The organism is Cupriavidus sp. GW822-FHT03E04, from assembly GCF_058801495.1.
This window is the reverse complement of record NZ_JBXANI010000037.1, coordinates 61712-74049: the sequence shown is the minus strand read 5'-3', so window position 1 is coordinate 74049 and position 12338 is coordinate 61712. Positions and strand designations below refer to the sequence as shown.

Annotated in this window: 10 protein-coding genes; 6 read left to right on the top strand and 4 right to left on the bottom strand. The window is 67.3% G+C overall.

The window, feature by feature from the left end:
* Nucleotides 1-248: 248 nt before the first annotated feature.
* The 3 genes from AC1RQC_RS36205 to AC1RQC_RS36195 form a co-directional block, all read right to left on the bottom strand.
* Nucleotides 249-3452: an efflux RND transporter permease subunit gene (locus AC1RQC_RS36205; protein ID WP_492375027.1), complete on the bottom strand. Its 3204-nt coding sequence runs from the start codon at nucleotides 3450-3452 to the stop codon at nucleotides 249-251.
* Nucleotides 3449-4681, bottom strand: a complete 1233-nt coding sequence (locus AC1RQC_RS36200) for an efflux RND transporter periplasmic adaptor subunit (protein ID WP_492886321.1) — start codon at nucleotides 4679-4681, stop codon at nucleotides 3449-3451. Before AC1RQC_RS36200 ends, AC1RQC_RS36205 begins: the two co-directional genes overlap by 4 nt.
* 64 nt (nucleotides 4682-4745) lie before the next feature.
* Nucleotides 4746-6179 carry an efflux transporter outer membrane subunit gene (locus AC1RQC_RS36195; protein WP_492375051.1) on the bottom strand — a complete coding sequence of 478 codons (1434 nt, stop codon included), beginning with the start codon at nucleotides 6177-6179 and terminating at the stop codon, nucleotides 4746-4748.
* Nucleotides 6180-6781: 602 nt separating this feature from the next.
* Between AC1RQC_RS36195 and AC1RQC_RS36190 the strand changes: the two genes are divergently transcribed.
* The 6 genes from AC1RQC_RS36190 to AC1RQC_RS36165 all read left to right on the top strand — a co-directional run bounded on the left by AC1RQC_RS36190 (nucleotide 6782) and on the right by AC1RQC_RS36165 (nucleotide 11085).
* Entirely contained in the window at nucleotides 6782-7066 is a 285-nt protein-coding gene (locus AC1RQC_RS36190) for a helix-turn-helix domain-containing protein (protein ID WP_492375029.1), read from the top strand.
* Between the two features lie 125 nt (nucleotides 7067-7191).
* On the top strand, nucleotides 7192-7800 hold the full coding sequence (locus AC1RQC_RS36185; protein ID WP_492886319.1) for a 2OG-Fe(II) oxygenase: 609 nt from the start codon (nucleotides 7192-7194) through the stop codon (nucleotides 7798-7800).
* Between the two features lie 48 nt (nucleotides 7801-7848).
* Nucleotides 7849-8571: a Crp/Fnr family transcriptional regulator gene (locus AC1RQC_RS36180; protein ID WP_492831729.1), complete on the top strand. Its 723-nt coding sequence runs from the start codon at nucleotides 7849-7851 to the stop codon at nucleotides 8569-8571.
* Nucleotides 8572-8818: 247 nt separating this feature from the next.
* Nucleotides 8819-9271, top strand: a complete 453-nt coding sequence (locus AC1RQC_RS36175; protein WP_492375032.1) for a hypothetical protein — start codon at nucleotides 8819-8821, stop codon at nucleotides 9269-9271.
* Nucleotides 9272-9853: 582 nt separating this feature from the next.
* Nucleotides 9854-10069 carry a hypothetical protein gene (locus tag AC1RQC_RS36170; RefSeq protein ID WP_492886317.1) on the top strand — a complete coding sequence of 72 codons (216 nt, stop codon included), beginning with the start codon at nucleotides 9854-9856 and terminating at the stop codon, nucleotides 10067-10069.
* 152 nt (nucleotides 10070-10221) lie between these two features.
* Nucleotides 10222-11085: a LysR family transcriptional regulator gene (locus AC1RQC_RS36165; RefSeq protein WP_492375034.1), complete on the top strand. Its 864-nt coding sequence runs from the start codon at nucleotides 10222-10224 to the stop codon at nucleotides 11083-11085.
* Here AC1RQC_RS36165 and AC1RQC_RS36160 read toward each other — a convergent pair.
* Entirely contained in the window at nucleotides 11082-12086 is a 1005-nt protein-coding gene (locus AC1RQC_RS36160) for a zinc-dependent alcohol dehydrogenase family protein (RefSeq protein WP_492814621.1), read from the bottom strand. The genes AC1RQC_RS36165 and AC1RQC_RS36160 overlap by 4 nt on opposite strands.
* Nucleotides 12087-12338: the final 252 nt, after the last annotated feature.

Genomic DNA, 12338 nt, shown 5'->3' with positions numbered 1-12338 from the left:
CGATACTCAGACATGGGTCCCTCTTTTCCGCTCTTTTCGCCGAATCCCGAGGCGCCCCATACGGCCTCTGAACACCTCCACGGCTCGCTTCGCATCGCCGTGGGTGTTTCCCGCCCCTTCGGGCGGGAAACACGGCTATCACAGTTGGTTGATCTTGCCGCTGGTTGGCTCCCCTCTCCCACTTGTGGGAGAGGGGCCGGGGGAGAGGGCGGGCGCTCGCAAGAGCGCGAGATCTCATTGACCGTGCCTCAATCTCCCTCTCCGGACGCCAGCACCTGCTGGCTCTCGCGTTTGGCCTCCGTGCCGCTCGCGTGCTCACGTCCCTCGCGCCGTGCCTGCCGCCGTTCCTTGCGGTTCATATACCAATAGTGCGCGCGATCCAGGTAGAGATACACCACGGGCGTGGTGAACAGCGTCAGCGCTTGCGACAGCACCAGTCCCCCCACCATCGCAAAGCCCAATGGCCGCCGCAGCTCGGAGCCAGCGCCATGCCCGAGCATCAGCGGCAGTCCGGACAACAGCGCGCACATGGTGGTCATCATGATCGGCCGGAAGCGCAGCAGGCACGCCTGGTAGATGGCTTCTTCCGGTTTCATGCCGTGGTCGCGCTCGGCGGTGAGCGCGAAGTCGACCATCATGATGCCGTTTTTCTTGACGATGCCGATCAGCAAGATGATGCCGATCAGCGCGATCACGCTGAGGTCATAGCCGCCGGCCAGCAGGATCAGCAGCGCGCCCACGCCGGCAGACGGCAGGGTGGAGAGGATGGTGAGCGGGTGGATGTAGCTTTCGTACAGCAGCCCCAGCACGATATACACGGCGACCAGCGCGGCGGCGATCAGGTAGGGCTGCGAGGCAAGCGAGGCGCCGAAAGCCTGTGCCGTGCCTTGGAACGAGCCGGAGAGTGTCTGCGGGCGGCCCATGCCGGACAGCGTGCTGTTGATGGCCTTGACGGCATCGCCCAGCGCCACGCCCTTGGCCAGGTTGAATGAGATCGTGACGGCCGGGAACTGCCCCTGGTGGCTGATCGACAGGTAGGCGGTGCTGTCGGTGTCGATCTTGACGAAGGTGGACAGCGGCACTTGCTCGCCGGTCAGCGGCGAGGTCACATACAGCTTGCTGAACAAGCGCGGGTCGTCCTGCAGCGCTGGCGTGGCTTCCAGGATCACGTGGTAGCTGTTGATCTGGGTGAAGTACTGCGCGACCTGGCGCTGCCCGATCGCGTCGTACAGCGTGGAGTCGATCAGCGCGGGCGTGATGCCGAAGCTCGAGGCGCGTGCGCGGTCGATGGTCAGGCGCGCCGCTGCCGCGGCGTTCTGCTGGTCGGACGCCACGTCAGCGAGCTGGGGCAGGGCGCGCAGGCGCTCCAGGATGCGCGGCGCCCACTGGTTGAGCTCGTCCAGGTTGGAGTCCATCAGCGTGTACTGGTATTGCGTGCGCGACAGCCGCCCGCCCACGTTGATGTCCTGCCCGGCCTGCAGGAAGAGGTTGGCGCCCTGCACCTGCGCCAGCTTGGGCCGCAGCCGCGCGATCACTTCGTCGGCGCTGACGGTGCGGCCCGCGTCCTTGGGTTTCAGGCTGATGAAGAAGTTGCCGGTGTTGAGCGTATTCTGCCCGCCGGTCATGCCCACCGCGGCGACATCGGGGTCGGCACGCACGATATCGGCAAGCTGCACCATGCGCGCGTTCATCGACTTGAACGATGCGTCCTGCGCGGACTCCGCGATGCCAAACATAAAGCCGGTGTCCTGCTGCGGGAAGAAGCCCTTGGGTATGTAGATGAACAGCGCCACCGTGGTGGCGACCGTGGCGATGAACACGCACAGGGTGAAGAACTGGTGGCGCATCACCACGTCCAGTCCGCGCTTGTAGCTCGCCAGCATGGCGTCGAAGCCATGCTCGAACCACTGGTAGATGCGGCCGTGATGATGGCCGCGCGGCGGGGTCAGGTAGCGCGAGCACAGCATCGGCGTGAGCGTCAGCGAGACCAGCACCGATACCACGATGGTGAGCGTGACTGTCACGGCGAACTCGCGGAACAGCCGCCCCACGATGCCGCCCATTAACAGCAGCGGTATGAACACCGCCACCAGCGAGACCGAGATCGACACGATGGTGAAGCTGATTTCGGCGGCGCCCTTGAGCGCGGCTTCCATGGGCTCCATGCCGTCTTCCACGTGGCGGTAGATGTTCTCCAGCATCACGATGGCATCATCCACCACGAACCCCACCGCAATGGTGAGCGCCATCAGCGACAGGTTGTCGCGGCTGTAGCCCAGCAGGTACATGCCACCGGCGGTGCCCATCAGCGCCAGCGGCACGGTCACACTGGGAATCACCGTGGCGGCCACATTGCGCAGGAACACGAAGATGATCATCACCACCAGCGCGATGGTGAGCATCAGCGTGAACTCCACATCGGCCACTGAGGCGCGGATGGTCTGGGTGCGGTCGGCCAGTGTGTTGACGTTGACGGTGGGCGGGATCGCGGCCTGCAGGCGCGGCAGCGCGGCGCGGATGCGGTCCACGGTCTCGATCACGTTGGCGCCCGGCTGCTTGGTGATGGCCAGGATGATGGCGCGCCCGTTGTGAAAGGTGTTGTCCGCCGGCGCGGCGGCGCCGGCAAAGCCCCAGCCGGCCAGCTTGGCGTTCTCCGGCCCGTCCACCGCCACGCCGACATCGCGCACACGCACCGGCGCGCCGTTGCGGTAGGCCAGCACCATGTCGTTCCACGCCGCCGCCTTGGTGACCTGGTCGTTGGTGTAGACGTTGAAGGCCTTGGTGGCGCCATCGGTGCTGCCGGTGGGCTGGTTGACCGTGGTGGCGGCAATCACGCCGCGCAGGTCTTCCAGGCTCATGCCCATGGCCGAGAGCTTCTGCGGATCCACCTGGATGCGCACCGACGGCTTTTGCTGGCCGCCGATGTTGACCAGCCCGACGCCGGAGATCTGCGAGATCTGCTGCGCCAGCACATTGTCGGCGAAGTCGTTGACCTCGGTCAGCGGCAGCGTGTCGGACTGCACCGCCAGCACCAGGATCGGCGAATCGGCCGGGTTGATCTTGCGGAAGGTGGGGGGCGTGGGCAGGTTGCTGGGCAACTGGCCGCTGGCGGCGTTGACGGCGGCCTGCACGTCCACGGCGGCGGCATCGATGCTGCGGTTGAGGTCGAACTGCAGCGTGATCTGGGCGTTGCCCTGCGCGCTGGTCGACGTCATCTGCGTGAGCCCGGCGATCAGCGAGAACTGCCGCTCCAGCGGCTGCGCCACGTTCGACGCCATGGTCTCCGGGCTGGCGCCGGGCAAGTTCGCCGACACCTGGATGGTGGGGAAATCCACCTGCGGCAGCGGCGCGATAGGCAGCAGCGGCCACGCGGCCACGCCGACCAGCAGCACGGCCAGCGCCAGTAGCGAGGTGCCGATCGGGCGCTTGATGAAGGTCGCGGAAATGCTCATGGCCGTGCGTTCCCGGCGCGGTTTGCCGGGGCTGCGGCGGCAGGCGCGGAGGCGGGCGCTGCGCCGGCATCCGCTATGGTGGTGGCCGCGGTCGTCTCGTTCACGCGGGTGCCGGGCTTGAGCTTGTACTGCCCGTCCACCACGACCCGCTCGTCGACCGCCAGCCCCTTGGCCACGACGGCCTTGCCGTCCTGGGTCTCCGCCACCTCGATTGCCCGGGACGCAACCGTATGGTCCGCCTGCACCACATAGACATAGGTGCCGGTCTGGCCGCGTTGCACGGCGGCGGCCGGGATGGTCAGCGCCTGGTCGCGCTCGCCGAGCACCAGCCGCGCATTGACGTACTGGCCGGGCCACAGCGTGTGCGAGGAATTGGGAAAACGCCCTTTCAGCTGGATGGTGCCGGAGGTGGTGTCGATGGTGTTGTTGAGCAGGATCAGCTTGCCTTGTCCCAGCAACTGGCCGCTGGCACGCTCGCTGGCCTCGACCGCGAGCGGTGTGCCGCTGGCCTGCATGGCGCGATTGATGCGCTGGAATTCGCCGTCGGGCAGCGTGAATACCACGTCGATCGGGTCGATCTGGCGGATCACCACCAGGCCGTTGGCGTCGGCGGCGTGGACGATATTGCCCGGGTCGACCAGGCGCGCGCCAACGCGCCCGGACAGCGGCGCGGTGATGGTGGTGTAGTCGAGCTGCACGCGGGCGACGTTGACCAGCGCTTCGTCGGTCTTCACCGCGGCGGCTAGCTGCGCTACCTGCGCGCGCTGGGTATCCAGCGTTTGCTGCGTGGTGGCGTTTTCCTTGATGAGGCCCTCGTAGCGTTGCAGGTCGAGGCGCGCATTGGCTAGCTGCGCTTCGTCACGCGACTTTTGCGCCATGGCTTGCTGCAGCTGCGCCTGGAACGTGCGCGGGTCGATCTGCGCCAGCAACTGCCCGGCCTTGACGTCCTCGCCTTCGACAAAGCCGACGCGGTCGAGCTGGCCGTCCACGCGTGGCTTGACCGTCACCGTGGCCATCGCCTGCACCGTGCCGACGCCAGCCAGGCCGATCGGCATGTCCTCGCGCTTGACCTGTGCGCTGGTCACGGATACCAGCGGCGCTGGCGGCGCTGCCCCGCGCGGCGCCACCATGCGCTTGAGCGGGCCGGCGGCGAACCACGCCACGGCTGCCAGCATGAGCACGGCCAGGCCGATCAGGACGGGGTTGCGGCGGGAGAACTGGGTCGCCATGGATTGCCTTGGAAGTGGTCTGCCGATGTGGATCGGGGAATCAGGGAATCAGGGAATCAAGAGATCAGGGTTGCGCCAGCGCGTCGCTTTGCCAGCCGCCGCCGATCGCCTTGACCAGCGCCACGCTGGCTGCAAGCTCCCGGCCGCGCAACTGGATCGCGGTCCGTTCGTTAGACAAGGAAAGGGCCTGTGCCGTTACCACTGAGAGGTAGGAAGCGGTGCCAGCGCGGTATTGCGCCAGGCTCACGCGCTCCGCCACGCGGGCAGCATCCACCGCATGGTCCTGCACCACCACTTCCTGGTCGAGCACGCGCAGCGCCGAGAGGTTGTCTTCCACCTCCTGCATGCCGCTGAGCACGGTTTGCCGGTACGCCGCGACCGCCCCGTCGTAGGCCGCCACGGCCTGGTCGTTTTGCGCGTTGCGCAGCCCGCCGTCGAAGATGGTGCCGGCCAGCGTCGCGCCCAGCGACCACACCCGGCCGGGCGGCCCGAACCAGTTGGCCAGGCTGCCGCTGCTGGCGCCGCCCACCGCGGAGAGCACCAGCGACGGGAAGTACGCAGCGCGCGCCACGCCGATATTGGCATTGGCCGCCGCCATGCGGCGCTCGGCCGCCGAGATGTCGGGGCGGCGCTCCAGCAGCGCCGAAGGCAGCCCCGGTGGCACAGCCAGCGGGCGCATCGAAAACGCCTCTGGCGCCAGCGTGAACTCGGCGGGCGCGCGCCCCAGCAGCACGGCGATGGCATGCTCCAGCTGGTTGCGCTGCACGTCGAGGTCGATCGCCTGCGCTTGCGCTGCGTTCAGCGTGACCTGCGCCAGCGCCACGTCGCCCGCGGTGGCCACTCCCGCGCGGAACTGGCTCTGGGTCAGCTTGAGGGAGTCCTCGTAGGCGGCCAGCGTGCGCGCATAGAGCGTCTTGAGTACATCGGTGACGCGCAACTGGATATAGTCCTGCACCAGCTCGCCCTGGATCGTCAGGCGCGCGGCGGCGAGGTCGGCGGCACTGGCCTGCGCGTTGTCGCGGGCCGCTTCGATGCTGCGCCGCACTTGGCCCCACAGGTCGATCTCCCAGCTGGCATCGAGGTTGGCCGAATGGGTGTTGGACACAGTCTGGATGCCCAGCGTGCTGGTGCGCGCGCGCCCCACTCCCACGCCAGCGCCGAGCGTGGGATACAAGCCGGCCCGCGCCGCCTGCGCCAGCGCGCGGGATTGCCGGTACTGGGCCTCGGCCTGGCGCAGGCTCTGGTTGGCTGCGTTGGCTTGCCCCACCAGCTCATTCAGGCGGGCATCGTCGAAGCCCGCCCACCACGCCTGTGTCAGATCCACCGGACGGGGCTCGGCGACCTTCCATTGGTGATCGTCCGGCACGGCCTCGCGATACGCGGCGGGGGTCTCGACCGGGGGGCGCTGATAGTCCGGCCCGACCGCGCAGCCGCCCACCCAGGCAGACGCCAGGGCGATGCAGAGCAGGCGCGGCGAGACCAAACGCGCGGCGTTCATGAGGGCGAGAAGCAAGCGATAGTCATGAAGGGCTTTTGTGAGGCGATGCCGTTGTTTGTCGTTTCCTGCTCGGGCTGGCGGGTTGGTTTCCGCGCGCACGCACGCCGCCTGAGCGGCGTCGCGCGGGCGGGTCTTATGGCAAGGATAGTGCGGCGCGGGAATGTGTGAAACGCGCTGCGCATTACTGAATATTTCACTCGCTTACGCCGATGCGCCGGGCGGCGCCACGGCTTGCACCGCCAAGTGAAGCGCGAAATACACCCACGGATGCGGCAAGCGGCGGGCGCGCGTGCCTGTTACGGTATCTTGCAGCGGGTGGATGTCGGGTGGATGCCGGCTTGTGCAGCGCGGCAAAAGGCGAGCCAGCATCAGCGCCGCAGAGGACGCCACGGCGCCGCGCGAGCGGCCACGGGCGGGCTGCCGCAGCCTGTTGTAATCTTGTGTAATTGTGCGCCAGCGAGCCCCGGCGGGTTGCATTTGCTGCGCCTGCCGCGTAGAAAGTAGGTGTCAGGCGGCCGCGGCGGAAGGACTGCGGCAATCCGCACGGCCGGCTGACGCATATATCGACATGACATCTGGACGACGAGCGGGAAGGCGTGGCCATGGAGACCGATCAAGAAAGCACACTGACGTACGCGCTGCTGACCGTGCCAGCGCGTGCCGCCATCTGCCGCGCGCTGCTGGAGGCGGGCGAAGCCGGCATGCCGGCGTTCGACCTGGCCGGCGTCGCAGGGCTGAGCCTGCCGCGCGCCAGTCACCATTTCAATGAGCTGATGCAGGCCGATGTGCTGGCGCTGGTCGTGCGTGACCGGCAGGTGATCTATGTGCTCAAGGCCCGCCGCGCGGTGAGCCTGGCGCTGGAGTATCTCGACAGCAGCGGGCTGTAACAGTCCAGCGGCCAGCATGGCTGCAGCCAGCGGCTGCTAAAATGCGCCCCTGCGCGCCAAGGGTCTCCTGTTGTCCAGGTGGCCCTTTTCGTTTTGACGTTTCCCCAGCACGAAGTCTCCCACCCATGTCAGCCCTGGAACGTTTGTTTGTTGCCCTGGAAGAGCACGGTTGGGCCGTGTCCGACGACCTCATCGACACCACGCTGGCGGCGCGGCTGCATGCCGAGAGCCGCGCGGCGTGGGAGGCCGGCCTGTTCCATCCGGCCCGCATCGGGCGGGGCGAAGCCACCGCCCGCGACGCGGGCATTCGCGGCGATTCGATCCTGTGGCTCGACGACGCGCCCGCCGGCGCGGCCAGGGCGGATTTCCAGGCCTGGGCTGCGGGTTTGCGCGAGGCCTTGAACGAGCGCTACTTCCTGGGCTTGAAGCGCGAGGAATTCCACTTCTCGCACTATCCGGTCGGCACCGCCTACAAGAAGCACGTGGACCAGCATCGCGCGACACTGCATCGCAAGATTTCGCTGGTGTTCTACCTCAATCCTGAATGGAGCGAGCGCGATGGCGGCGAGCTCGCGCTCTACGGACAGGACGACGGCGCCACCGAGTTGCACCGCGTGCTGCCGCGGCGCGCGCGGCTGGTCGTGTTTCGCAGCGACCTGGTTCCGCACGAAGTATTACCCTGCCACAAGACGCGCTGGGCACTCACCGGCTGGTTCCGTACCGATCAGGCCTGAACCGCCCGAGCGGCATCAGCAGCGTAACCAGCACCCCGGGGAAAAGGCATGAGCACACGACCGAAGCCGCACGAAGACGACACCGCCGCTGGACAGTTTTCGGCCGAGCTCGAAACACTGCTCCGGTCGCATGCCATGCGGCGGCAACTGGTCAAGGGCGAGGTGCTGTTTACCTACGGCTCCAACCCGGACGCGCTCTTCTGCGTCGAGCGCGGCGCCATCAAGGTCAGCAGCACGGCGCAGAACGGGCGCGAGGCCGTGGTCAGCCTGCTGGAGCCCGGGCAGTGGTTCGGGGAGGTCTCGCTCTTCATCGACGCGCATCGCGTGTACGACACACGCGCCGCAGAGGCTAGCGAACTATTGGTGATTCCCGCCGCCACCTTCCATACGCTCATCGCGCGCGAGCCGCGCTGGCTGATGGAGTTCACGCAACTGATCTGCCGGCGCTACCGCAGCGCACTGGAGTGGATCGACGAGGTGATCCTGATGCCGTTTCCGGTGCGGCTGGCGCGGCGCCTGCTTGCCGTCGAGCATGCGCACGCGCTGTCCACCCACGGCATGCCGGGTGTGCGGACATCCGGTGCCCCCGCCGCGCTCAAGCTCTCCCAGGAAGACCTGGGCCATATGCTTGGCGTGTCCCGCCAGAGCGTCAACCGGCAGCTCAAGGACTGGGAGAAGCAGGGCGTGCTGCGCCTGGAATACGGGCGCCTGACGTTATCCGACAAGGCGGCGCTGCAGGCCATCGCCAGCGAGTCCGCGCCTGGCACGTAGCGTGGGAGCTTGCGCTTCGTCGCAAGACTGAAATAACCGGCGGCTAAGATCGTGGCGGGGCCGGCCGATACTTTTCCCTTCGCGGGGATGGCAGGTTTTTTGACGAAATCCGTGTCTGCACGGCCCCGTCCCGATTGGCGGCGATGGCTGCTTCCTCCCCTTCCTCTGCTTCCTCCCTTTCGCGCCGCTTGTCAAAATAAACGATATATACTGTTTTGATACCACTGCGATCAAAACAGGAGGATGCATGGCAACGGTTTCGAATGGGCGCACGCGTGCGCCCGCGCCCGCCGCGGCGCAGAAAAGGGCAGCCACCGCAGTGAAGCGGCCGGTCACGCGCGCCAGTAAGACGGAGACGGCAGGCAAGGCTGCCAAGGCTGAAGCGGTCAAGACCGTGGCTGCCGCACCGAAAGCCGAGAAAGCAGAGAAGACTGAGAAGGCACAGAAGCCTGCCAAGGCCAAGGTCGTGCGCGACAGCTTCACCATGCCGGAGTGGGACTATGCCAAGCTGGCGGAACTCAAGCGGCGCTGCCTGAACGGCGGCGCGCACGTGAAGAAGAGTGAGTTGCTGCGGGCTGGGCTCAAGATGCTGGAGTCGCTGCCGGAGCGGCAATTGCTGGCCGTCGTGGCTCAGGTCGAGACCGTCAAGACGGGCCGGCCCGCCAAGCGCAAGGCGCGCGATGCGGCTTCCGGGCAGTAAAGCTGCGGCGTATATTGCGTGGCCCCCGGACGTATTCCGTCCAGGGGCGCGCCGTATTTTGCGGGTTTCGTGAATAGTTGATGACAGCCTCAACCATCCGCCGATTCGGTCGTTAAGATGGGCAGGGCTTACCAATCCTGAAGCCGGACCGGCAGGGCGCTGCCTTGCTGGTCCTTCGCTTTTCAGAGCCTTCACCATTTCTTGCCGGCGCCATCGTCATCCGCAGAATGAGTCTCTTCAGGCCGTCTTTCTGGTGCCCGTTTTCTGTGTTCGCCGTCGTCACGGTGCCGCTGGCCGAGCCGCCGCGTGAGCGGCCTCCGGGCGATACCTCCGCGCGTGCCGAAGCGAATCCGGATGCGCGGCGAGACCTCCTCACGGTGCCCACGCCTGCAGTCCGCTAGCGGGGCAGCAGCGGCCCTGCCGAGGCATCGTTTCGTTGCGCCGCAAGGCGGCTCATCGCCCTCTATATATCTGGAAAGGACTCGTAAAGCGCCTATAATTATGGTGCGTCGCACCAATTCGCCCGCTGCCATCCGACTGTACAGGATGGAACCATGCTCCCTATCAACCTGAGGTAAATCCATGTTGCCGTGTGAGCGATGCAAGCGCCAGGCCGGCAGGCCAGGCCACCTGCCGCCGCACGAGGACCTCGAGGCCGCGCGCGCCAATGCGCAGGCCCAGGACGGCGCCGCCTATGCCTACCGCTGCCGCCAGTGCGGCTGCACGCTGGTGCTGCGTAGTCCCAGCCGGGAAGCGCCTGACTACTGGGCTCTGGAAGGCTGGGCGCCTTCCGCCTGAAGTTGGCGGGATACCGGCCCGTGCCCGGCGTGCCCGTTATTGTTCCCGCCACACCGCCGTGCCATCATTGCCTAGCCGCCTGTGACTTGCCTGGCCGCGCTGAATCCGACACCTCCCAAACGTAACGTCAGTAACGTCAGCAAATTCCCCGGATGGATTGGAGCGATATCAAGATCTTCCTGGCGATCGCCCGCGCCGGCACCCTGGGCGGCGCCGCGCGCGCGATCGGGCAGACCCAGCCGACCATGGGGCGCAGGCTGAAGGCGCTGGAGGATGCCGTCGGGCATGCCTTGTTCCAGCGCACCAGCGACGGCTACGTGCTGACCGATGAAGGGGCTGCCGTGCTCGCCCACGCGCAGCGTATCGAGGCAGAGGCGATTGCTTTCGAGCGCCAGCTGTCCGGCCAGGCAGGGGAGCTGGACGGCACGCTGCGGATCTCCTCGTCCGACTGGTTTGGCGTGCATATGCTGACCCCGGTGATCGCGGACTTTATCCGCGCCCATCCACGCGTCGCGGTGGAACTGGTCACCGATGCGCGCTTGCTCAGCCTGGCACGCCGCGAGGCGGACCTGGTCTTTCGCATCCGCGCATTCGACGAGGCCGATATCGTGCAGCGCAAGCTGATGCACATGGACTACGCGCTCTACTCGGCGCCCGGCGTGGCACCGCCGCGCGCGGGCGATGGCGAGGGCCATGCCCTGCTGACGCTGGATGCGGGCTTCGCGGACCTGCCCGACGTGGCCTGGATGCGCAAGCAGCTGCCGAACGCCCGGGTGGCATTCGGCAGCAACAGCCGCGAGGCGCAGGCCAAGCTGTGCGCGGCCGGCGCGGGGCTGGCTGTCCTGCCCTGCGCGCTGGCCGAGCGCCTGGGCGGGCTGCAGGCCATCGAACTGGGCGAGGCGCCACCGGGGCGCGACGTCTGGGTGGGCTATCACCGCGACCTGCGCCGCCTGCGGCGGCTGCGCGCCTTCCTGGATGCAACCATCGAGCGCCTGGGCAATAGCGCAGACGCTTAGTCCCCGGCAATCTCCACCACCAGCTTGCCCTTGGCTGTGCCTGTCTCGATGGCGCGATGCGCATCGATGGCGCTGTCGAGCGTGAAGTGCCGCGCATCGAGCCGCACGAAGAGCTTGCCCGCATCGGCCAGCCGCGCCGCTTCGCGCAGGATCTCGCCGTGGTGCGCGCGGCCCTTGCCGGTGAGCATTGGCATCAGCGTGAACACGCCCGAATACGTGGCTGCGCGAAACGATAGCGGCGCCAGCGCGTGCACGCCCCAGCCAAGGCAGCTCACCACATGGCCGCCATAGGTGCGCGCCGCGAGGAACGCATTGTCCAGCACCGAGCCGCCCACCGTGTCGTAGACCACGTCGAAGCCCTCGCCCGCAGTGTATTGGTCGACATACTGCGCGACTGATGTCGCGGCATGGTCGATCGCGGTGGCGCCATAGCCTTCGATGATCGCCTTCTGCGCGGCCGAGCCCGTGGCATATACCTGCGCCCCAAGCGCGTGGGCGATCTGCACCGCGATATGCCCCACGCCGCCGGCGCCGCCATGCACCAGCACCTTCTGGCCAGGCTGCACGCGCGCCCGGTCGACCAGGCCTTCCCACGCGGTGATGAACACCAGCGGCAACGCGGCGGCTTCGCGCATCGACAGCGCGGCGGGCTTGCGCGCGAGCAGGTCGGCATCGACTGCCGCGTACTGCGCTAGCGATCCTTGCAGGCCACCCACGCCACCGGTCATGCCATAGACCTCGTCGCCGGGCGCGAAGGCCGTCACGCCCGCGCCCACGGCTTCGACCACGCCGGCCAGGTCCAGCCCCAGCACGGCGGGCAAGGGGTGGCGGGCGTGCCCCGCCTGGCCGGCGCGGATCTTGGTGTCGAGCGGGTTGACGCCGCTGGCCAGGATGCGCACCAGTACCTGGCCGGGGCCGGCCACTGGCCTGGGAAGCTGGACGGGCGTGAACGGCGCGCCCGCGGATTCGACGATGAGGGCCTGCATGGTGGGGTGGGACATGATGCGCTCCGGATGGGTTGGCGATGAACTAGCGAGGGGTTTGAGACGGGGTGGTGTGACCATTCTTGGCCAGGCCGGCGCGCTCGTAAATCAACGCTTCTGTACTCTTGCCATGCAGTTTTGAATGGGCTGGCTTCTTGTCACGTCGCCGTGGATGTGGGTGACGTTGAGCATTGTGCAGCAGGCGAAAGTGCCGCAGGCAACACCACGGGTGGTATACGATGATCCGACCCGGAGACATTGGGCTGGTGA